This is a genomic window from Nocardia sp. NPDC003183, assembly GCF_053590715.1.
Map to the genome: position 1 here is coordinate 1,141,194 of NZ_JBSFTG010000001.1, position 21,822 is coordinate 1,163,015.

At 68.2% G+C, this 21,822-nt stretch carries 23 protein-coding genes; 14 read left to right on the plus strand and 9 right to left on the minus strand.

The genetic code is table 11. The features are described 5' to 3' along the window. From ACWDXS_RS05240 to ACWDXS_RS05260, 5 genes are all read right to left on the minus strand, one after another. Positions 1–333, minus strand: a complete 333-nt coding sequence (locus ACWDXS_RS05240) for a VOC family protein (protein WP_378991837.1) — start codon at positions 331–333, stop codon at positions 1–3. 199 nt (positions 334–532) lie between these two features. Next, positions 533–1,396: a heme ABC transporter ATP-binding protein gene (locus tag ACWDXS_RS05245; RefSeq protein WP_449962265.1), complete on the minus strand. Its 864-nt coding sequence runs from the start codon at positions 1,394–1,396 to the stop codon at positions 533–535. Then, positions 1,393–2,514 (minus strand): FecCD family ABC transporter permease, encoded by a 1,122-nt coding sequence (locus ACWDXS_RS05250; protein WP_378991835.1) that lies wholly within the window; start codon positions 2,512–2,514, stop codon positions 1,393–1,395. Before ACWDXS_RS05250 ends, ACWDXS_RS05245 begins: the two co-directional genes overlap by 4 nt. A 31-nt stretch (positions 2,515–2,545) precedes the next feature. Then, a complete protein-coding gene (locus ACWDXS_RS05255) occupies positions 2,546–3,559 on the minus strand; it encodes a heme/hemin ABC transporter substrate-binding protein (RefSeq protein ID WP_449962268.1) in 1,014 nt (337 codons plus the stop codon). Between the two features lie 17 nt (positions 3,560–3,576). Next, positions 3,577–4,554 (minus strand): aldo/keto reductase, encoded by a 978-nt coding sequence (locus tag ACWDXS_RS05260; RefSeq protein ID WP_378991833.1) that lies wholly within the window; start codon positions 4,552–4,554, stop codon positions 3,577–3,579. Positions 4,555–4,794: 240 nt separating this feature from the next. On the opposite strand from ACWDXS_RS05260, the gene ACWDXS_RS05265 reads away from it, so the two are divergent. The 8 genes from ACWDXS_RS05265 (at position 4,795) to ACWDXS_RS05300 (ending at position 10,889) form a co-directional block, all read left to right on the plus strand. After that, positions 4,795–5,724 carry an undecaprenyl-diphosphate phosphatase gene (locus ACWDXS_RS05265; protein WP_387445373.1) on the plus strand — a complete coding sequence of 310 codons (930 nt, stop codon included), beginning with the start codon at positions 4,795–4,797 and terminating at the stop codon, positions 5,722–5,724. Positions 5,725–5,756: 32 nt separating this feature from the next. Continuing rightward, positions 5,757–6,473, plus strand: coding sequence for a histidine phosphatase family protein (locus ACWDXS_RS05270; protein ID WP_378991832.1), 717 nt, complete (start codon positions 5,757–5,759; stop codon positions 6,471–6,473). 49 nt (positions 6,474–6,522) lie between these two features. Beyond that, positions 6,523–7,110: a DUF3090 domain-containing protein gene (locus ACWDXS_RS05275; RefSeq protein WP_266288581.1), complete on the plus strand. Its 588-nt coding sequence runs from the start codon at positions 6,523–6,525 to the stop codon at positions 7,108–7,110. Between the two features lie 6 nt (positions 7,111–7,116). Then, the gene (locus ACWDXS_RS05280) at positions 7,117–7,914 is read left to right on the plus strand and encodes an SCO1664 family protein (protein ID WP_387444961.1); all 798 of its coding nucleotides are present in this window, start codon (positions 7,117–7,119) and stop codon (positions 7,912–7,914) included. A 243-nt stretch (positions 7,915–8,157) separates the two neighbouring features. Beyond that, positions 8,158–9,342, plus strand: a complete 1,185-nt coding sequence (locus ACWDXS_RS05285) for an alanine--tRNA ligase-related protein (protein WP_449962274.1) — start codon at positions 8,158–8,160, stop codon at positions 9,340–9,342. A gap of 163 nt (positions 9,343–9,505) precedes the next feature. Further along, complete coding sequence (locus ACWDXS_RS05290; protein WP_449962277.1) at positions 9,506–9,871, plus strand: DUF4345 domain-containing protein; 366 nt, start codon at positions 9,506–9,508, stop codon at positions 9,869–9,871. An 86-nt stretch (positions 9,872–9,957) separates the two neighbouring features. Beyond that, positions 9,958–10,509 carry a dihydrofolate reductase family protein gene (locus ACWDXS_RS05295; protein ID WP_379314757.1) on the plus strand — a complete coding sequence of 184 codons (552 nt, stop codon included), beginning with the start codon at positions 9,958–9,960 and terminating at the stop codon, positions 10,507–10,509. Positions 10,510–10,631: 122 nt separating this feature from the next. Continuing rightward, on the plus strand, positions 10,632–10,889 hold the full coding sequence (locus ACWDXS_RS05300; RefSeq protein ID WP_194828263.1) for a hypothetical protein: 258 nt from the start codon (positions 10,632–10,634) through the stop codon (positions 10,887–10,889). Positions 10,890–10,940: 51 nt separating this feature from the next. Here ACWDXS_RS05300 and ACWDXS_RS05305 read toward each other — a convergent pair whose 3' ends face one another. Further along, positions 10,941–11,780, minus strand: a complete 840-nt coding sequence (locus tag ACWDXS_RS05305; protein WP_449962280.1) for an alpha/beta fold hydrolase — start codon at positions 11,778–11,780, stop codon at positions 10,941–10,943. Then, complete coding sequence (locus ACWDXS_RS05310) at positions 11,777–12,199, minus strand: helix-turn-helix domain-containing protein (protein ID WP_378991826.1); 423 nt, start codon at positions 12,197–12,199, stop codon at positions 11,777–11,779. The genes ACWDXS_RS05305 and ACWDXS_RS05310 overlap by 4 nt, the downstream gene beginning before the upstream one ends. A 295-nt stretch (positions 12,200–12,494) precedes the next feature. Here ACWDXS_RS05310 and mshC point away from each other — a divergent pair, with 295 nt between their 5' ends. The 5 genes from mshC to ACWDXS_RS05335 all read left to right on the plus strand — a co-directional run bounded on the left by mshC (position 12,495) and on the right by ACWDXS_RS05335 (position 19,706). Further along, positions 12,495–13,733 (plus strand): cysteine--1-D-myo-inosityl 2-amino-2-deoxy-alpha-D-glucopyranoside ligase, encoded by a 1,239-nt coding sequence (gene mshC / locus ACWDXS_RS05315; RefSeq protein WP_378991824.1) that lies wholly within the window; start codon positions 12,495–12,497, stop codon positions 13,731–13,733. 144 nt (positions 13,734–13,877) lie between these two features. Then, positions 13,878–16,331, plus strand: a complete 2,454-nt coding sequence (locus ACWDXS_RS05320) for a heavy metal translocating P-type ATPase (RefSeq protein ID WP_449962284.1) — start codon at positions 13,878–13,880, stop codon at positions 16,329–16,331. A gap of 130 nt (positions 16,332–16,461) precedes the next feature. After that, positions 16,462–17,247, plus strand: coding sequence for a universal stress protein (locus tag ACWDXS_RS05325; RefSeq protein WP_387444970.1), 786 nt, complete (start codon positions 16,462–16,464; stop codon positions 17,245–17,247). 209 nt (positions 17,248–17,456) lie between these two features. Further along, positions 17,457–18,875 (plus strand): hypothetical protein, encoded by a 1,419-nt coding sequence (locus ACWDXS_RS05330; protein ID WP_449962287.1) that lies wholly within the window; start codon positions 17,457–17,459, stop codon positions 18,873–18,875. A gap of 3 nt (positions 18,876–18,878) precedes the next feature. After that, entirely contained in the window at positions 18,879–19,706 is an 828-nt protein-coding gene (locus ACWDXS_RS05335) for an Abi-alpha family protein (protein WP_378991816.1), read from the plus strand. A gap of 5 nt (positions 19,707–19,711) precedes the next feature. On the opposite strand, the gene ACWDXS_RS05340 is transcribed toward ACWDXS_RS05335, so the two are convergent. Continuing rightward, on the minus strand, positions 19,712–20,368 hold the full coding sequence (locus ACWDXS_RS05340) for an enoyl-CoA hydratase-related protein (protein ID WP_378629090.1): 657 nt from the start codon (positions 20,366–20,368) through the stop codon (positions 19,712–19,714). A gap of 15 nt (positions 20,369–20,383) precedes the next feature. Continuing rightward, complete coding sequence (locus ACWDXS_RS05345; protein WP_449962292.1) at positions 20,384–20,992, minus strand: TetR family transcriptional regulator; 609 nt, start codon at positions 20,990–20,992, stop codon at positions 20,384–20,386. A 213-nt stretch (positions 20,993–21,205) separates the two neighbouring features. Here ACWDXS_RS05345 and ACWDXS_RS05350 point away from each other — a divergent pair, with 213 nt between their 5' ends. Next, positions 21,206–21,751 (plus strand): TetR/AcrR family transcriptional regulator, encoded by a 546-nt coding sequence (locus ACWDXS_RS05350; protein WP_378629092.1) that lies wholly within the window; start codon positions 21,206–21,208, stop codon positions 21,749–21,751. Positions 21,752–21,822: the final 71 nt, after the last annotated feature.

Sequence of the window (21,822 nt, forward strand, 5' to 3'; positions counted from 1 at the left end):
CTACTTGCCGATGATGCCGAAAGCGTTGCCGTCGGTGTCTTCCAGGACGCAGATACGGGCGCCGGGGCTGACTTCGCGCGGGGCGGTCCGTTCGGTCGCGCCCGCGGCGATCGCCGCTGCTCTGGCCTTGTCCACATCGTCGACTCCGGCGAAGGCGACCGGACCCGCCGTGACGTCACCGCTGGGGTCGAGGCCGATCTGGACGTCTCCGACTGCCCAGCCGACGTAGTACGGCTCGTCGGTGTGGGGTTCGCCGTAGAGGGTGGTGTAGACGGCTTTCGTCGCGGCCAGATCGGATACGGGGATGACGACGCTGGCGATGGTGGGGCTCATCGGATCTCCTCTTGCGATAGGAGCGAGCCACGTTCGCGAGCGACGAGTGGACCGATCGTCGTGTGCGATGGTGACCGCGGTGGACGAATGACCTCGGCGCCCAGCCTACTCAGCCCCGCTCAGCCCTCCGTCGCTGCCGAGGCCCGCGTGTCGACGCTTCCTCGGCACGGTCGCGTTCGATCAGGACGAACCCGTTGCGTCAGTCGTGACCGCGTTCGGGCAAGACGAGTTGGGCGCCGGTGGTCGGGTGGTCGAAGACGTCGACGGGGTGGTGGTAAACGGCGGTGAGCAGTTCGCGGGTGAGGATCTCGCGCGGGGGGCCGTCGGCGGCGACGCGTCCCGCGTCCAAGACGGTGACCCGGTCGGCGTAGGCGGCGGCGACCCCCAGATCGTGGACCACGACGACCACAGCGGCGCCCTCGGCGGCGCGGGTGGCGGCCAAGCGCAAGACGGCTTCCTGGTGACCGAGGTCGAGGGCCGCGGTCGGTTCGTCCAGCAGCAGGGTGGCGGTGTCCTGGGCCAGAACGCGGGCCAGGGCTACCCGGGCACGCTCGCCGCCCGACAACGACGGGAACACGCGCGTGGCGAGGTGAGTGACGTCGGTGGCGGCCAGTGACGCGCTGATGAGGGCGTCGTCGTCGCCGGCGGCGGGCGTGTGCAGCCACGGGGCGCGGCCCATGGCGACGACCTCACGCGCGGTGAACGGGAAGCCCACGGCGTGCGATTGGGGCAGCACCGCGCGACGGCGGGCCATATCGGCGGGGGTCCAGTGCGAGAGCGCGTGGCCTTCGAGTTTGACCGTGCCTGCGCTGGGCTCGAGTTCGCCGGCGAGCGCGGCGAGCAGGCTGGACTTGCCCGCGCCGTTCGGGCCGACGAGCGCGACGATCTCTCCGGCCGCGACCTGGAAGTCGACCTCGTCGAGGACGGTACGGGTGCCCCGCTCGACGGTGAGCCCGGTGGCGCGCAGGGTGACGGTGCCGAGCTCCGGGCGCGTGGGCACGTCGGGGGTTCGTGCGAACAGCGAACGCCAGGAGGCGCGGCGCTCGCGGGTGGTGTCGGTCATCCCCAACCTCCTGCGCGGGCACGGGTGCGGCGCAGCAGCCAGAAGAAGAACGGGCCGCCGATCAGGGAGGTGAGCATGCCCAGTGGCAGGTCCGCGTTGTGGACCAGCGTGCGGGCGACGACGTCGGCGCCGAGCAGCACCACCGCGCCCACGATCGCGCTGAGCGGGACGAGCACCCGGTGGCCGGGGCCGACCATCATGCGCACCAGGTGCGGCACGATCAGGCCGACGAACAAGATGATGCCGCTGAACGCCACGCCCGCGGCGGTGAGCACGGCGACCACCACGATCACCTGCCTGCGCAGCCGCTCCACGTCGACACCGAGGTGGCGGGCCGCGGAATCGCCGAGCGCGAGCAGATCCAGGCGTGGTGCGATGAGAATCGCGGCCAGGATGCCGACCGAGGCCAGCGCCGCCACCACCGCCACCGACTGCCAGGTGGCGCCGTTGAGGCTGCCGAGCTGCCAGAACACGATCTGATCCCGCGCGGCGGGGCTGGCGACGAACAGCAGCAGCGCGATCAACCCGCCGGCGAAGGCATTGATCGCGACACCGGTGAGGATCAGGGTCACCACTTCGGTGCGACCGCCCGACCTCGACAGCACGTAGACCAGCGCGGTGGTGATCAGACCGGCGACGAAGGCGGCCGCTGCCACCGACCACGCGGCGACGAACGCGCCGCCGACCACGATCACGGTGCCCGCCCCGACCGCCGCGCCGGCCGACACCCCGATGACGCCGGGTTCGGCCAGCGGATTGGCGAACACGCCCTGCAGCAACGCACCCGCTGTCGCGAGCGAGGCGCCGACCAGGACGGCCAGGGCCACGCGAGGGAACCGCACCTCCCACAGCGTCACCTCACCGGCCGGATGCGCGGGCAGGGGCCCGATATCGAGGCCGATCCGGTGCGCCACGCTGCCGAGCACCTCGGCGGCGGTCGTGGGGACCTGCCCGAGCACCGCCGACACCACGGCCAGCACGAGCAGGGCGAGCAGCGCGACCGCGAACACGACGGTCACGCGCGTGGCCCGGTGCGCGGTGGGCGGCAGCGGATCAGGAGTGGAGTCGGTGATCCGCGGGGCGTTCGCGGACTCGGTCAGGTCGGGCACCTCGCTCATGCGGTGTCCACCCGGCACGGTTGCTGATCGCTCATGCCGATTTGCCGTAGACGGCGTCGGACAGCGCGGAGACGACGCGGCCGGTGTTGGGGCCGAAGCTGAGGATCACCGCGTCGGACATGTCGACCACGCGCCGATTGCGGCCCGCCGGAGTCTGGGCGATGCCGGGCACCTTCTCCAGTCCCTCGACGCCACCCACCGATTTCAGCCCGTCCGACATCACGAGCAACACATCGGGCGCGGCGGCGATCATCGCCTCGCTGGTGATGGACACGAACGGTTCGTTCACCCCGGAGGCGGTGCCCGCGTCCACGCCACCGATCGCGGTGATCAGCGAATCGGCGCCCGAGCCGCGCCCGGCGATCATGGTGATCGCGGCACTGCGCAGATACAGGAACGCGATCTTGGGCTGTGGATCCTGCTTCGGCACGCGGGCGGTCGCGGCGGCGATCTCGTCGTGGGTGCGCGCGCCGAGCTGCTTGCCCGCCTCGGGAACGCCCAGTGCGGTGGCCACGGCCTCGATCTGCGGGACGACGCCGTCCATGCTGCGATCGGGGTCGAAGTAGACGACGGTCACCCCGGCTGCGCGTAGCTGCTCACGCACGGCGGGGGCCGCGCTGGTGGTGTCGGTGAGGAACACCGACGGGCGCAGGTTCAGGACCGCTTCGACGCTGAGGCTGCCGTTGCCACCGGCCACATTGGGCACGGACGCGACGGCGGGGAACGAGGCCGAGGTGCTGCGGCCGACGAGGTTCGCGCCGAGGCCGAGCGCCCAGACGGTTTGGGCGAGGGTGCCGTACCGGTCGACGGCGATGATCCGCGAGGTGTCGGTGATCGTCACATCGGTGCCGTCATGGGACTGCACCGTCACCGGCAATCGCGGACTCGGCGCAGGTCCGATCGGTACGGGGTCGAGGTCGGCGAGCTGGGCTGTCACCGGCCCACCGGAATTGGCAGTCGATGCAGGATTGCTTGCGGTGCAAGCGACGGCGCCGGTCAGCACCGTCGCCGCGAGCATCGCCGTCAGCACACCACGCAGTTTCATGCAGGTAAGGCTAGCCATCATTCGGAACGGGCGCTCACATCGTCCAGTGCTGCCGCGATCGCTCGCGGCAACTCGAGTGTCTCGGCGGCCAGCACACCGGTGAGCTGACCGATATCGCGGGCACCGACGATCATGCTCGTGATGCCCGGCCGATCACGGATCCAGGCCAGCGCCACCGCCAGCGGCGACGTGCCGAGCCCGTCGGCGGCGGTGACCAGCGCGTCGACCACCCTGGTCGCGCGATCGTCGTCGAGCCTGCGCCGGATCTCGGCCGCGGTCGCCTCGTCGGCACCCCGCGAATCCGCGGGGACACCGTCGCGATACTTGCCGGTCAGGATCCCACCCGCCAGCGGCGCCGACGCGATGACGCCCACCCCGTGGTGGCGGGCGGCGGGAATCACATCGTTCTCGGTGCCACGCGCGAGCAGCGAGTACGGCGTCTGCGCGGCGCTGATCGGCGCGATCGCGGCCAGACTCGCCAACTGCCACGCCGCGAAACCACGCACCCCCGCGTACCGGGTGCGTCCGGTACGCACCGCGGTCTCGAGGGTTGCCGCGACCTCATCGAGCGGGGTGTACGGATCCCAGGCGGCGATGCTCCAGATGTCGAGATGGTCGGTGCCCAGTTCGAGCAGGGTCCGATCGAGTTGTTTGAGCAGCGTGCGCCGCGACGCGTCGACCACCGGGCCCACCGCCGCGGGCGCGGGCACCGAGTCGCCGACCCCGGCGCCGGGCGCGTGCATCACCACACCCGCGCTTCCGCTGAGCACCAATTCGTCACGCGACACCAGGTCGCCGAGCAGGTCCGCCAGGATCCGCTGCGCCACCCCCTCGCCGTAGACGGGGGAGAGGTCGACGAGCGTGCCACCGGCCTCGGTGAACGCCGCCAACTGCACCGATGCCTCATCGGCATCGGTATGTGTCCCCCAGGTATGAGTCGCCAACCCGATTCGCGACACCCGAAGTCCGCTGCGTCCCACCGTTCGCTGTTCCATCACCGCGCCCGCGCATTCGTCACGGCGACAGCCTAATGCGCGCACCACCACTGCCTCGCTCGGCGACCCGTGCCACGGCGCGGCAGAACTCGATCTCGGTGATGGGCGGGCGACGACCGACCGCAACGACGGGTAGGGTCGCTGCGAGATCGTGGCGGTCACAGCCGCAGGTGAAGGAAAAGCCCAGGAGGACGCCGTCTTTCGGGCGCGAGTCAGCAGGAGGACGTGTTGGGCGAGTCGATGACCTGGTTCCAGGCATTGGTACTCGGATTGGTGCAGGGACTCACCGAGTTCCTGCCGATCTCCTCCTCCGGACACCTTCGGATCGTCTCGGGCGTGTTCTTCGGCGACGACGCGGGTGCCTCGTTCACCGCTGTCACTCAACTCGGCACCGAACTCGCGGTCCTGGTGTACTTCGCCAAAGACATCTGGCGCATCCTCGTCGCCTGGTTCACCACCCTCGGCATGCGGTGGCGGGAACGCTCGCAGCGTGAGGTCGCGGTCGGCGATCGGGTGACCACGAAACTGCCGGTGATGGACCGCAGCGCCCGCGAAGCTCATGAACGTGACACCCAGCGCGAACTCGACTATCGCATCGGCTGGTACGTGATCATCGCCACGATCCCGATCGGTGTGTTGGGGTATCTGTTCAAGGACGAGATCCGCACCGGTGCCCGCAATCTGTGGCTGGTGTCGTTCATGCTGATCGCTTTCGCCCTCGTGATCGCCGCCGGTGAGTACTTCGGTAAGAAAGAACGCCCCATCGAACAGCTCACCACCCGCGACGGCATCGTCATGGGCTTGGCGCAGTGCCTGGCGCTGATCCCGGGCGTCTCTCGCTCCGGCGCCACCTCCACCGCGGGCCTGTTCCTCGGCTTGAAGCGTGAGGCGGCTGTGCGGTTCTCCTTCCTGCTGGCGATCCCCGCAGTGACCGCGTCCGGGCTGTTCAGCCTGCCTGACGCGTTCGAACCGGCAGGTGAGGGGCTCAATGCCAGTGGGCCGCAGTTGCTGGTCGCTACCGTGCTGGCGTTCTTCGTCGGGTATGCCTCGGTGGCCTGGCTTTTGAAGTTCGTCGGCAAGCATTCGTTCTACTGGTTCGTCGGGTATCGGATCATCGTCGGCCTCGCTGTGATGGGCCTGCTGGCCGCCGGCGTCGTCTCCGCCACCTGATCCCGACCCCGACCCATGGTTAGGCTGGTCCCATGACGGTGATCCTGCTCCGGCACGGAGTGTCCACCTCCAACACCGCGCGCACCCTCGCGGGCCGCGCCCCCGGTGTCGAACTCACCGAGCGCGGCACCGAACAGGCCGCCGCGGTGGCCGACCGGCTCGCGATGCTGCCGATCGAACACATCGCCAGCTCGCCGTTGCTGCGCTGTCAGCGCACGGTGGCGCCGCTGGCCGAGAAACTCGGTCTCGAACCCGACCACGACGAACGTCTCATCGAGGTCGACTACGGCGACTGGACCGGGCGCCCGATCGCCGAGCTGGTCACCGAACCGCTGTGGCGGATCGTGCAGGGTCACGCCTCGGGCGCGGTGTTCCCCGGTGGGGAAGGGCTGGCCCAGGTCCAGCAGCGCGCGGTCGCCGCGATCCGCGACATCGAACGCACGCTGGCCGAGAAAGCGGGCCGGGATGTGCTGTGGGTGGCGTGCGCGCACGGCGACGTCATCAAATCGATCCTTGCCGACGCCCTCGGCCTGCACCTGGACAGTTTTCAGCGGATCGCGGTGGAACCGGCCTCGATCAGCGTCGTCCGCTACAGCCCGCACGGGCCGTCGGTGTGGAAGTTCAACGACACCGGCGCCGATCTTTCCGCGCTGGCCGCGTCCGCACCGACGACACCGACACCTGGTGGAGAGGTACCTGCGGCCGCGAACGCGGATAATGGGAATGCGGGGCACCGCGATTCTCCTTAGAGGAGTGTGTTCGTGAGTGTCGATCAGGGTCACGTATCAGGAGGTGCATGTGTCACGCGCAATCCATGTATTTCGCACCCCCGATCGTTTCGTCGCCGGGACCGTCGGTGAACCGGGCGATCGTTCGTTCTACCTGCAGGCTGTGCAGGAGCCGCTGGTGGTGAGTGTGCTGCTCGAGAAGCAGCAGGTGAAGGTGCTCGCCGACCGGATGGGTCTGCTGCTCGACGAGGTAGCGCGCCGCTTCGGCGCCGAGGTGCCACCCGAAGGTGAGGACGTGCGCGATGTCGCGCCGCTGGTCACCCCCATCGACACCGAATTCCGGGTCGGCACCATGGGTCTGGGCTGGGATTCCGACGCAGGCGCCGTAGTGGTCGAGTTGCTCGCGATCACCGAGACCGAGGTCGACGAATCGGTGGTGCTCGACGACACCGACGAAGGCCCCGACGCGGTGCGGGTTTTCCTGACCCCCATCCAGGCACGCGAGTTCGCGTTGCGGTCGGCGCGGGTGATCGCGGCGGGCCGCCCACCGTGCCCGCTGTGCGGGGAACCGCTGTCCTCGCGGGGGCACATGTGTGTGCGCACCAACGGGTACAAGCGCGGCGAGATCTTCGGCGCTGCCGAGCTCGAAGAGGAGTGATCTTCTGTGCCGGTACTCACCGAAGGTGACCTCGACATCGTCGGCCGGATCGGCGTCGCCAGCAACCTCACGCTGGTCTGTGAGATCGCCGCACCCGAACCCGACGGTGCCCCGCTGCGGGTGGTGTACAAGCCGGTGCGTGGTGAACGGCCGCTGTGGGACTTTCCCGACGGCACCCTCGCGGGCCGAGAGGTCGCGTCGTATCTGATCTCCGAACACCTCGGCTGGGGTGTGATCCCCGAAACGGTGCTGCGCGACGGGCCGCTGGGGCCGGGCATGGTGCAGCGCTGGGTCACCTCGGTCGACAACCGCACCGATGCCCGTCAGCGCCTCGACCTGGTCGATCTGTGCACGCCGGGAACCGTGCCCGCGGGATTCTGCGAAGTGCTGCGCGCGCTCGACGAGCAGGGCAACGAGGTCTCGCTCATCCACGCCGACGATCCGCGCCTGCAGCGGATGGCGGTGCTGGATCTGTTGCTCAACAACGCCGATCGCAAAGGCGGGCATGCGCTGGAAGGTGTCGACGGGCAGGTCTACGGCGTCGACCACGGCATCTGTCTGCACGCCGAACCGAAACTGCGCACCGTGCTGTGGGGCTGGGCGGGACGACCGGTGCACGAGTCGCTGATCCCCGACATCACCACCTTCGCCGCGAATCTGCCCGGCGCCGTGGCCGATTCGCTGGCCATCCACATCACCGACGCCGAGATCACCGCCCTGGCCGAACGGGCGAAGGCCTTGCTGGATCACCCGGTGATGCCTGTCCCCAACTCCTCGCGTCCGATCCCCTGGCCCGCATTCTGACAGCAGGTCCGGCGCCGATAAATCGGTCGTGCTCCGCCCGGCCCGGTTGCTACCGTTGCCGCCATGAAGGTCGAATCCCGATTCGCTGCCGCGACCGCACGAGCTCTCAGCTCGCCGGTCGCTGCCGCCTGACCTTCTCTCCCATGCCGGCGACCGGAAACGGTCCGCTGGCGTGCGTCGGTCTTGTCGCTGTTCGTCATGGTGGCCGCTTCCGGTCGATGTCACCTCGATGGAGCAACCACCATGATCACCACAGACCAGACCGTTCGGACCTTCCTCGACTATTTCCGCGAACGCGGGCACGAACTCACACCGGACGGATCACTCATTCCCTCGCCGGGGGATCCGGTGCTGTTCACCACCTCCGGGATGCACCCGTTGACCCCGTATCTGAGGGGTCGGCCCCACCCACTGGGCCGGCGGCTCACCGGCTCGCAGCGATGCTTGCGCACCACCGATCTCGACGAGGTCGGTGACGACACCCACCTCACCGTGTTCGAGATGCTCGGATCGTGGTCACTCGGCGACTACCGCGGCCCGCAGAGCCTGCGGTGGGGAGTGGAACTGCTGCGCGACGGCTTCGGTATCGACCCGAACCGGATGCACGTCACGGTGTTCGGCGGTGACGACCACGTCGAGCCCGACCACGAGTCGTGGCGCACCTGGGACGAGCTGGGTCTGCCGGTCGAACCGACCGTCGACGAGAACTGGTGGTCCAACGGCCCGACCGGACTGTGCGGGCCCGACTCCGAGATCTTCGTCTGGACCGGAGACGACACGCCGCAGGGCACACCGATGACCGATGACCGGTGGGTGGAGGTGTGGAATCACGTCATGATGCGCTACCTGCGCCATCCCGACGGCAGCCTCGAACCGATGCGCCGACCCTGCGTCGACACCGGGCTGGGGCTGGAACGGCTGGTGCGAATCCTGCGGAACTCACAGTCCGTCTTCGAGATCGACCTGTTCGAGCCCTGGCTGAGCACCCTGCCCCGAATCTGGGGCCCGCTCGATGATCGGTCGCTGCGAGTGCTGTCGGACCATCTGCGATCGAGCATCGTCGTCCTCGGCGACGGGGTCACCCCGTCCCCGTCGGGCCGTGGTCACATCCTGCGGCGTTTGCTCCGCCGCACCCTCACCACGTTGTGGCGCGACGATCCGACCCGCACTCTGTCGGACCTGCCGATCGAGCTGGTGGACCACACCCTCGGGCACTTCCGGCAATCCGTGCGCGGCCAGGACGTGCGCACCCTGCTGGTCGAGGAGGAACACAAATTCGATCTGCTGCTCCAGCGCGGGCGAAAGGTCTTGTCCCACCGTCGTTTCAGCGGACCCTTGACCGACGGCGACTACCACTACCTGCACGACACCCACGGTCTGCCCCGCGATCTCGTGGTGTATCTGACCACCGAATCCGGGGTCGGGTGAGCGGGTTCGGATTCTGGGCCCTTCGTGGCGGTAGCAGGTTTTCGGAAGCGCAAGGCCGGACCGGGTGTGAGGATCGCCGGACAACGATGCGAGGAGAAGAGATGCGACAACATGCTGGTCCGGCTCCGTCGGTTGCGCAGTGGCGCGTGGTCGGGGGAAGCCGATGAGAACCGTCGTGCTGAGTCTTGTCGCGGTGCTGTTCGCGGGGATGGGGTTGTACGCGCTGGTCGCTCCCGCCGCGCTGGCACGTCCGTTCGGGACGACGGTGGCGACGGCGGTGAGCCGGGCCGAGATTCGCGCGGTGTACGGCGGTTTCGGGCTGGCCGTCGCCGGGGTGCTGTTCTGGTCGGCGTTCGGTGCCGATGATCTGCGGTCCGGGGCAGCGCTGACCGTGGGTGTCGCGCTGGCCGGGATGGCGGGCGGTCGCATCATCTCGCGACTGGTCGACAGCGCGACGCGCTTCTATCCGAACTGGTTCTACTGCCTGATCGAGCTCGTGGGCGCCGCGCTCGTGCTCGGTGTCGCCTGACAGATCCGGTCGGACACCTTCCCGTAGTGTCCGAAACGGTGAGGTGAGGGCCGATGAGTTTCGAGCGCGAAGGAGGTCTACACGGTATGAGGAAACTGATCTACGGATTCGGCGTGTCAGTCGACGGTTACGTCAACGACCGCGACGGCAGAATCGACTGGACCGACCCCGACGACGAGCTGCACCAGTACCACAACGACAGATTCCGCGGGCTCGAGGTCGCGGTGAACGGTCGCAGGCTCTACGAGCTGATGGCCGAGTACTGGCCGCACGTGCCCGAGGACGCACCGCCCATCCAGCGCGAGTTCGGCGAACTCTGGACCCGCACACCCAAGGTCGTCTGCTCCCGCACGCTCACCGAGGTCCACTGGAACAGCACCCTGGTCAGCGAGAACGTCGTCGAGGAGGTCCGCAGGATCAAGGCCGAAGGCGACGGCGTCATGGAGGTCGGTGGTGCGAGCCTCGCGTCCGCGCTGATGCCACACGGGCTCATCGACGAGTACCAGCTGTTCGTCTCGCCGATAGTGCTCGGCGGTGGCACACCGATGTTCCCGGCACTGGATCAGCGGATCGGGCTGCGCTTGGTCGAGACGCGGCGCTTCGAAACGGTGATGCTGATGCGCTATCAGGTCGACTGAGGTCCGCTCACCGCGGCTGTAGCTGCGGTTTCTCACGGTGGCCAAGGCTCTGTTGCCTGGTCAGCGCCGGTGCTAGTGTGCTCCAAGCACTTTCGTTATCCCCGTGAGATCTGAGGAAACCTATGTCGACCCGTTCTATCGTCACCGCCTCCGCAGCCGCGTTGCTGCTCACCGGTGCTGCCGCTGCTGTTGCCGCGCCCGCGCAGGCGTTCCCTGCCGGGTGGTGGGCTGAGAAGACCTATGTGTGTTCCTCCACCAACCAGGCCGGCGCGCCGCTGCCCGACGTTACGGTGAAGGCCGGCAACGAGGTTGGTGCGGCGTATTACGCGACCCAGCAGCTCGGCCCGGACGCGGCGCAGATGCAGTGCCGCGAACTGTGATGTGATCATGTTCGGTGTCGCCGCACGTCGGGGAGCGGTGGCACCGAAGTCTCATCCCGCGTGCGAGAGCACGAATTCGCTTACCGCAGCAGACTGATTCAGTAGCGCGTGCCCGACTCCGGGCAGGAGCCGCACCTCGCCTCGGGTGAAGGCGCGGGCGCGTTCGGCGGTGCGTGCGGAGTCGAACAGAGCGTCGCGTTCGCCGACGATTATCAGGACCGGGATGTCCACTTCGCGTAGTTGTTCGTCGCGGAAGATGGGCAGTTTTCCGGGGCGGGGCGAGAAATGGGTGAACGTCAACGCGATGTCGTCGACGATCGGATCCGCTTGCGCCCCATCCAGGCCGAGGCCCAGGCGTGCCATCTCGCGCACGCTGTGCCTGCCGATCATCCGTAGCCCGATCGCCTTCACGAGCCAGCCGTAGCGGTGCTTGCCCAGTCCTCCCGGGCACAGCAGGACCAACGTCGTAACCCGGCCCGGCCTGCGCAGGACGTAATCGAGTGCGGTCCACCCACCCAGCGACATGCCGACCAGTGCCACGGTGTCGAGGCCGAGTCCGTCGATGACCTCGTCGAGCCAGCTCGCGGTCGCATCGCTGTCCAGTGCCAGCCGGGTGGGGACGCTGAAGCCGGGTTCGCCGGGCAGATCCACCGCATACACGCGGAAGCTTCTCGACCACTCCGCGATGTCGGCGCGCCAGGTGCTCGCGTTGGCTCCTGAGCCGTGCAGCACGACCAGCGGCGGTGCGTCCGCCGGTCCGGAGGCCACGACGAACGTTTCGCCGATGCCGGTGTCGATCCGCAGTTCCTCGCGTGGCACCGGCCAGGCGTCGAGGTGTTCGCGGTAGCGCTGCTCGACGAGCCGTCGGCCTTCGTCGGTTTTGTAGATCATGAGCGCAGGATTCCGTCCAGGTAGTCGAGCAGGCGGGAACTGTCGGCGAGGCTGCCGAGCAGGATCACTTTGAGACGGTGCCGGGCCGGGTCGTAGCTGGTCTCCACGCGCATCCGCTGACCGCCGCCGCCTCGGGTACCGGCGGTTGCGGTGAGCAGAGTGGTGATCCGGTCGACGGTGGCGCGGTCGATGTCGTCGATCTCGACGATGCAGGAGGACTCGGCGTGTCGACGCGGTGTCGTCTGCGGTGTGGTGATCGGCAGTCCGGTGAAGGTCTCGAGGTCTTCGTGGGTGATGCGGTACTGCTTGCCGATGCGCACGGCGGGGAGTTTGCCGTCGCGCACATAACTGCGCACGGTGCGGACATGCAGTCCGAGCAGTTCGGCGACCTGCTCCACCGAATAGAGACGATCTGTCATGAAACAACCGTAAACGAAGGTGCATATAGGGATCAATAGGGATGTTTTATGAGTTGTGGACTGTGACAATGATCGCGATGGCAACCGTTCGCCCAGGTGGGACCGCACACTGGGCACGACACGCCCGATCCGCCCCGCTACCCCCGTGACCAGCGGATCTGCTCGAGCGCAAACCTTGACGCTCGCGCCGCGACACGTTTGTGTGCAGGTAGCGGGCCGTGCCGCGACGCCGCGAGCAACCCCATGTGCCGGGCCGCGGGCCGAGCACCTCGACAGGGGCTCTACCCTCGAAGACATGCAGTCCTGGTCCGATATCGCCCTGCCGACAGTCCCCGGAACAGGGCCGCCGTTGCGTTTGTACGACACCGCCGACCGTCAGATCCGCCCGGTCACCCCCGGCGAGACCGCGAAGATGTACGTCTGCGGCATCACGCCCTACGACGCCACCCACCTCGGTCACGCCGCCACCTACCTGACGTTCGACCTGGTCAACCGGGTCTGGCGCGACGCGGGCCACGACGTGCACTACGTGCAGAACGTCACCGACGTCGACGACCCGCTGTTCGAGCGCGCCGACCGCGACGGTATCGACTGGCGCGACCTCGGCAGCCGCGAGATCGACCTGTTCCGCGAAGACATGGCCGCACTCCAGGTGCTGCCCCCGCGCCACTACATCGGTGCCATCGAATCGGTGGAGGAGGTGGTGGAGCTGGTGCAGAAGTTGCTCGCGGCCGGCGCGGCCTACATCGTCGACGATGCCGAGTACCCCGACATCTACTTCCGCACCGACGCCACCGAGCAGTTCGGCTACGAATCCGGCTACGACCGCGCCACCATGGAGACGCTGTTCGCCGAACGCGGCGGCGACCCGGACCGGCCGGGCAAACGCGACACCATCGACGCGCTGCTCTGGCGGGCCGAACGCCCCGGTGAACCTTCGTGGGAGGCGCCTTTCGGCGCCGGCAGGCCCGGCTGGCACATCGAGTGTGCGGCGATCGCGCTCAACCGCATCGGCGCCGAGTTCGACATCCAGGGTGGCGGCTCGGACCTGATGTACCCCCACCACGAGTACTCCGCCGCGCACGCCGAGGCGATCACCGGCGCCCGCCGCTTCGCCCGCCACTACGTGCACGCCGGCCTGATCGGCCTGGACGGCGAGAAGATGTCGAAGTCCCGGGGCAACCTCGTCCTGGTGTCGAAGCTGCGCCGCGCCGGTGTCGATCCCGCCGCGATCCGCCTCGGCCTGCTCGCCGGTCACTACCGCGCCGACCGTATGTGGACCGACGAGGTCCTCACCGCCGCGCAGCACCGCCTCGACCGCTGGCGTGAGGCCGTGTCGCTGACCTCGGGCCCCTCGGCCACCGACACCGTCGCCCGGCTGCGCCGGCACCTGGCCGACGATCTCGACACGCCGAAGGCACTCGACGCGATCGACAACTGGGCCGAACAGGCCATCGCCTACGGCGGCGCCGACACCGAAGCCCCCGCCCTGATCCGCGCCGCCGTCGACGCGCTCCTGGGCGTCAGTCTCTGACACGATCGCAGGTCAGCGCGGCGACGGCCCTTCCTGATGCCGCGGTGACCTGCGCCGACCTGTGACACGCCGCCGGTAGAGTCGCCGGGAAGTGAAGCGCGGGGCGCTGTCGCGTCGTGTGCACGACCGGCGACAGGAGCGGCGATGCCCGACCCGCAGGATCAACCGGCCTCCGCCACCACCGTCCTGCACGTGGGTGGGCAACTGCGCGCCAGCTCCCACGGGAGACTGACCAACGGGCTGCGCCACCGGCCCGGCGTCCTCGCGGTCGACCCCAATCCGGTCGCCCAAACCGCCACTGTCACCTACGACCCCACCCGAACATCCGTCGCCGACCTGCGCACCTGGGTCCGCGACTGTGGCTATCACTGCGCGGGGCGCTCGGTCCCGACCCACGTCTGCGATCCGGCGAGCGAGCCGACCACGCATACACGGCCCGCCCCGCACGGTGCCGAATCCGCTACGGCACCCGAGCAGTCCGCCGATTCCATGGTCGGCCATGCGCCGCCTGCGATGCCCTCGCACGGCGAGTCTCCGAGCCATCGCGTGCCGAGTCGGGATCAGCCCCACGCCGCGCACGGCCGTGGGCACGAGCACGGCGGGCACGCGTCGATGTCGATGGACGACATGGCTCGCGACATGCGCAACCGATTCCTCGTCGCGCTGGTCTTCTCCACCCTGGTGATGCTCTGGTCGCCGATGGCCACCCACATGCTCGGCCTGCACCTGCCCGTCCCGTTCGGGATGCGCGCCGACATCTGGATGCTCGTCCTGAGCGTGCCGGTGATCTTCTACTCCTCGACGATCTTCTTCACCGGGGCGTGGGCGGCGTTGAAGGCCCACACCCTCGACATGATGGTGCTGGTCTCGGTGGGGATCGGGACGGGATGGCTGTATTCGCTGTATGTGACGTTCACCGGCGGCGGTGAAGTGTTCTACGAGGCCGCCACGATGCTGGCGACATTCGTGCTGCTGGGCCACTGGTTCGAGATGCGGGCGCGCAGCGGCGCCGGCGACGCGGTGACGAGTCTGCTGGATCTGTCGCCGCCGAAAGCCGTTGTGCTGCGCGACGGTCAGGAAGTGCGGGTGCCGACCGCCGACGTGCGGGTGGGTGAGGTGCTGCTGGTGCGGCCCGGCGCGAAGATCGCCGTCGACGGCACCGTGCTGGACGGGTCGAGCGAGGTCGACGAGTCGATGGTGACCGGTGAGAGCATGCCGGTGCCCAAGCAACCGGGTTCGGCGGTGATCGGCGCGACCATCAACACCACCGGCAGCCTGCGGGTGCAGGCCACCAAGGTCGGGTCCGACACCGCTCTGGCTCAGATCGTCGAATTGGTGCAGCAGGCACAGAATTCGAAGGCCCCGGGTCAGCGGCTGGCCGATCGGGCCGCGTTCTGGCTCACCCTGGTCGCGCTGCTGGGCAGCCTGACCACCCTGGCGGTGTGGTTGCTCGTCGGTGCTTCGCTGAGCACAGCACTGTTGTTCGCGATCACCGTGGTGGTGGTGACCTGCCCGGACGCGCTCGGGCTGGCGACACCCACGGCGATCATGGTCGGCACCGGTCTCGGCGCCGAACGTGGTGTGCTGTTCAAGAACGCGACAGCGCTGGAGGACGCGGCGCGCATCGACGTGGTGGTGCTGGACAAGACCGGCACCCTCACCACGGGCGCACCCGAAGTCACCGACGTGATCACCGCGCCCGGCGTGGACACCGACCGGGTGCTGGCACTGGCCGCGGCGGTGGAACTCGAATCCGAGCATCCCCTCGCCGAGGCCATCGTCGACTACGCGAAAGCCCATGGTGTGGAAACCCTTTCGGCCACCGGGTTCCAGAATGTGGCCGGCCGCGGCGCGACGGCCACGGTCGACGGGCAGCACGTGATCGTGGGCAACCGCGGACTGCTCGACGCCGACCACATCGAGCTGGGCGAGTTGGCGAAACACCGTGACGAACTGGCGGCCTCGGGCCACACCGCAGTCCTGGTCGCCGTCGACGGTCACGCGCACGCGGTGATCGCGCTGGCCGACGCCGCACGCCCGACCTCCGCCGACGCCGTGCGGGCACTGCACGACCTCGGTGTCGGCGTTGTCATGCTCACCGGTGACAACGCAGGCACCGCCGAACGCATCGCCCGCGACCTCGGCATCGACACCGTGATCGCCGATGTCCTACCGAAGGACAAGGCCGACCGGATCGCCGATCTGCAACGCACCGGTAAGAAGGTCGCGATGGTCGGCGACGGGGTGAACGACGCGCCCGCCCTGGCCCGCGCCGACCTCGGTATCGCCATCGGCGCAGGCACCGACGTGGCCATCCAAACCGCCGACGTGGTGCTCATGCGCTCGGACCCGTACGCGGTGTCGACGGCCCTGCGTATCGGTCGCGGCACGGTCCACAAGGAACGCCAGAACCTGGGTTGGGCAGTCGGTTACAACGGCATCGCCCTGCCCATCGCGGCCGGTGTCTTCGCCCCGTGGGGTCTGACCATGCGCCCGGAGATCGCCGCGATGGCGATGTCGGGGTCGAGTCTGATCGTCGCTCTCAACGCGTTGCACCTCAAACGTCTGTCGCTGCCCTCCGCGCCCCAGCACCAGTGAGGGCCGCCCACAGCCCAACGTGGGCCCGCGACCTCGCGGACGGGCACCACCGCGCCGGTTGCCCGCAGTGTGCTGCGCTTATACTGTGGGCCACAGCGCAGCTGACCTGCCGTCGATCGGAGAGCGTCACATGGGGTGCTATCAGCGCATCGTCGTGGGAACCAACGGCTCGGAGGCCGCGCAGACGGCGGTAGCGGTGGCGGGGGAGTTCGCGATGCGCCTCGGTGTCGCGGTCACCGCGGTGAGTGTGTGGAAGGACGCGGGGCGCAAGTCGGCCACCGACGCCGAATGGGCCGAAGCCAACACTCGGGCAGCCGCCGAAGCCCTGCTCGAAGCCGGCGTGACCGAGGTCGCCCGCGCCGAACTCGACGGCACGGCAGGCGCGTTGCTGCTCGAGATCGCCGAACGTGAACCCGCCACGTTGCTCGTGATCGGCGGCGGCAGCCTGGGCAGTTCCAAGGCGCGACTGCTCGGCTCGACCGCCAATCACGTCTCCCACCACAGTCAGACCGACGTCGTGTTCACCAACAAGGTCCCCAAACGCTGGACCACCATCGGGCTCACCACCGACGGATCGGCGAGTTCGCTGACCGCGGTCCGTCGCGGCTACGAGCTCGCCTTGGCGCTGGGTGCGCGCCCGTTCCTGGTGGCTTCGGCCAAGACCGATGACGACGGTGCCGACATCCTGATCGACGTCGAAGGTCAGATCGCGGTCGAGGACCCGGAACTGTTCGGACGCGACATCCTCACCGGGGTCCCCCCGGCGGAGGCAATCTGCAACTCGGCCTGGAAATACGATCTGGTCGTGATCGGCAACCGTGGAATGAGCGGTCCCGCACGTCTTCTGGGCTCGGTGGCCAACAAGGTAACCCACGACATCGACACCAACTTGCTGCTGGTCAACACCACGCACTGAGTCATCGGCCCTCGCGTGCAGGAGGTGTCGGCCACCCACTGGTGACACCACGCGTGGTGATTGCCGTTCGAACGGGAGCGCCGAGTCCGGTCTGATCAGGTGTTTGCTCCGGTTTAGCGGGTAACCGCGGAACTTGCCCGGACCGGGGAGTTCGGTCGCCTATGATGACCGTACGCGCGATGTTCGCCACACAACGGAGTGGACGCCGGATGAATGCTGGGATCGAGGCGGCGGGTTTCTTCGGCCTGCTGGACTGGGAGAAGACGACCGGTCTGAGCAAGTTCTGGGTCGACATGATCACCATCCCGATTTTCAGTGCCATGGCCGGTCTGATCACCAACTGGACCGGGGTGATCATGCTGTTCGCGCCGGTGCGGTTCACCGGCTTCTACGTGCCGGGCCTGAAAACGATCTTCCCGCTGTTGCCGCGCAAGGTGCAGATCCTGCCGACCTTCGCCCCCGGTGGCATCCTCGGCTTCCAAGGCTTCATTCCGGCCCGCTCGGAGAAGATGGCGAGCCTGATGGTCGACAACGCGGTCGCCAAGATCGGCACCGCCAAGGACTTCTTCGACCAGATGGATCCGCGCAAGATCTCCGCGCAGGTCGCGCTGGTGGCGATGCCGAACGTGCGCTCGATGGTCGACTCGATCATGGTCGCCGAGCATCCGCGCCTGTGGGCCGACATGCCGCCGCGCGCACGCGAAGCCGTCTACACCCGGGTCGAGGCCGAGCTGCCCGCGATCACCGATCGCGCGTTCGACTTCATCGGCGAGAACATCGACCAGCTCCTCGACGTGAAGCTGATGGTCGTGGGCTACCTGCGGCGCAGGCCCGAACTGCTCAAGGACGTGATCTACGGGCTCGGCGCACCGGAATTGCGGTTCATGATCCGCAGTGGGGTGCTGGGATTCCCGTTCGGGGTGATCGTGGCGCTGTGGTTGTCGTTGCTGCACTACAGCACCCCCCACGGTGACACCCCCGCGGTGATCTCACTGCCCGGCTGGGTCTACGAGATCCTGCATTTCCTGCCCGCGTGGGCGTGGGTGCTCGCCGGTGGCGCGACGGTAGGTGTGCTGGTCAACATCATCGCGATCAAGGTGGTGTTCGAGCCCGCCGTGCCGCAGCCGCGCTACCGATATCCGTGGGGGGTCGCGAAATTCGCGAAACGGCAGTACCAGGCGGCGGCGGATCTGGGGCATGCGATCGGGTATCAGATCGTCACCCTCGATGTCGTCACCGAGCAATTGCTCGACGGGCCCAGTGGCGACAAAACGCGTGCGGTCATCGCGCACTTCCTCGAGGCCGAGATCGACCGGATCCTGGGCCCGCTGCGGTCGGTGACCCGGCTCGCGATCGGACCCCGCCATTTCGACGCCATCCAGGCCACCGCGGGCGCGAGCCTGGCGACCGAGATGAAGCCGTGGTTGGTCGAGGACGTGGAGTTCTCTCAGACCACCGCGGCCAGCGTCGACCGGCTCGCCACCGAGAAACTGCGTGAACTGCCGCCCGAGGAGTTCGTCGAAATGCTCTACACCGCCATCGAACAGGACGCGTGGCTGCTGTATCTGCACGGTGGCGTGCTCGGTGCCTTCATCGGCGCGCTGCACCTGCTGATCTTCGGAGTGTGAGCAATGGAGCCCAACCCTGATCGCGAACCCAGGATCCCGACCGATCTGCTCGGTTTGGCGCGGATCGCGGGATTGTCGTTGCGCCACATCGTCGGCACGGTGGCCAAGGGCGCTGTGCACACCGCCACCGATCTCGTCGACGACCTCCGTTCCGGCGAACCGATCTCGCAGATCGTCGACGAACGCGTGGAGCTGTTTCGGCGGGCGGCGTTGAGCGCGCTCGGTCTGACCAGCACCGCCACCGGCGTCTACGGCCCGGTCGAAACCAAGGTCGACGCCGAGGATCTCAAGGCGATGGGCGACGCGATGATCACCGAGGGCTGGGACTCCGCGCAGCAACCGCGTGAGCTGCACCCCTCGTTCGTGCCGATCCTGCACGACCTGACACCCGACGAAGCCCGGATCCTGCGCTTCCTGGCTGTCGCCGGGCCGCAACCCGCGATCGACATCCGCACCAAGGCGCCGTTCGGGATCGGCTCGCAACGGCTGGCCGACGGCATCAACATGATCGCCGCCATGGCCGGGTGCGCGCTGCCCGACCGCGACCACCACTACCTGGGCAACCTCAGCCGCCTCGGACTGGTCCGGTTCTCCACCGAACCGGTCGCCGACTTTCGCCGCTACGCGTTCCTGGAAGCACAACCACCGGCGCAGGCGGCCTACAAGTCGGTGAAGATGCGGGCCATCAGCTCCTACCGCAGCATCTACCTGACGGTGTTCGGTAAGCAGTTCTGCGACTCGTGTTTCGTGCTGGGCGACTATACCGGGGGCGGTTGGGCAGGCGATGACCGTGGCGACATCTACCTGGGCAAGGGCCCCCGGCTGCCCTGATCGGTTCAGTCCCGGTTGCGCAGCGCGTCGAGGACTTCGGCGAACATCACGGATTTGATCGCTGTCATCGTGGTCTGGTCTTTGCCGCCCAGCGGTGCCACCAAAGCCAGTGCGGTATCGAGGACTTCGCTTTCCGCGGCGGTGGCGTCGACCAGGTCCAGTGCCAGTGCGTCGGGGCCACCGAAGCGGCGGGCCGTGGTCATGCTGGCCACGGCGGTCTTGGGGGTCGTCTTGGCCTGGATGAGCGCGGCCATGCCGTTGGTGAACGGGATGCGGATGTCGGCCTCGGGGAAACAGAAGTAACCACGGTCGGCGCGCATCACCCGGTAGTCGTGCGCCATCGCCACCATCGCACCCGCACCGAAGGCGTGTCCGCCGATCGCGGCGACCGTCGGCATGGGCAGGGTGAGGACCCGGGCGAACAGGGTGTGCACCGCCGCGACGTATTCGGCGGCCCGGTCGCCGTTGGCCGAGAGCCAGTCCAGGTCGAGACCGTTGGAGTAGATCTTGCCGGTCGCGGTGGTCACCAGCGCGGACGCGCCCTCGGCGACGACCGCGTCGAGGTGGGTGTTCATCTCGTCGAGGAAGTCGGGGGAGAAGCGGTTCTCGCCGTCACCGAGGTCGAGTACGGCGATCGAATCGTGGTGGCGCAGTGTGGGCATGGGGCTGTTTCCTTTTCAGTGGGGACCGAGGTCGAGGACGGCACGCACGGCAGCACGCAGCTGAGCGCGGGCCAGGGGGTCGGTGAGCCGGTCGCGGCGCAGCAGCAGTGCGGTGGGCAGGTCTACCAGGCAGGTGGTGACGGTGGCGACGCCGCGCCGGTCGGCGCGACCCCACAGGGCGCGCGCGAGCCGGTTGAGCGTGGCGACGAGCGCCTTCTCGGTGTCGGCGATCTCCTGTGCCAGGGCGGGCGCGATGTCGCCGGCGAGCAGTTCGGCGCGGTCGACGATCAGCAGCAGGCGCGCGGAGTCGGGATGGTTTTCGGCCAGTCGCGCCGGTGCCTCGGCGGCGTCGAGGACCGCGTCGATGCGGGTCTCGGTGTCGGGCGCGGTGACGGCGCGGTCGATATCGGCCGACTGGAGGGCGAGGAATCGGTGCGCGGCGCGTAACCATGTGCGCGCCAGGACAACCTGGCGGGACTGAAATGTGTGATAGAGCGCGCCATTGGATACTTCGGTAGCGGCGGCGACCGCGCGCACTGTGACAGCGGCGGGTCCGGCGCCTGCTGCCAGCTTTTCGGCGGCGTCCAGCACGGTCTCCGGGTCGTGGGTGCGCGGTCTCGGCATGAACAAAAGTTTACAGAGCGTGCGCTCTGCTATTCCATTCGGATGCGCTCTTGGGCCGTTGTGCACGTATTTCGTTCCGCCACTTGGTATTTCGTCGTCCCAACGGCCCACTCGGGCACAGCGTAGACAACGTTACGTACGCGCGAGGGCTCGATACGATGGGGTACTGTTCGGATTCTTCGGCCCTGCCCGCACGAACAGAACGGCATCGCGATGTCCCGAGTGGTCACCAAGGAGCAGTACTTCGACACCGCGGTGGCGGTGCTCGCAGAGTTCGGCTTCAAAGGTCTCAACATCGGGGTGCTGTGCCGTCGCCTCGGCGTCACCAGCGGCTCGTTCTATCACCACTTCGGCTCCTGGCAGGGCTTCGTCGACACTCTGCTCGAACACTGGGAGAACCGTCAGATGGTCGAGCTACGCGCGCTCGACGTCGGCCACGGTGACGCCGACGCCGACGTGCGGGCGATGTCGGTGCTCGCCAGCGGACTCGAACACGGCGCCGAAGCCGCGCTGCGCGCCTGGGCGGCCAACGACGAGTCGGTACACGTCACCGTCAAGCGGGTCGACGAATCGCGGCGGCGCACCGTGCACCGTGTCATCGACGGCGTCGTCGACGACACGGCCACCGCCACCGTCGTCACCGAATTCGGCATGGCGATGATCATCGGCTACCAACAGCTCGCGGCCGCGGGCGAATCCACCGAACTCGACCACCTGCTCGCCGAATACGCGCGACTGATCTACTCCCACCGCGGCTGACGACCACGTCGGTGCGACGACTGCGTCAGGGTCTCGAGCCGCGCTGATTCGCGACCCCTGGCCGGACGGAC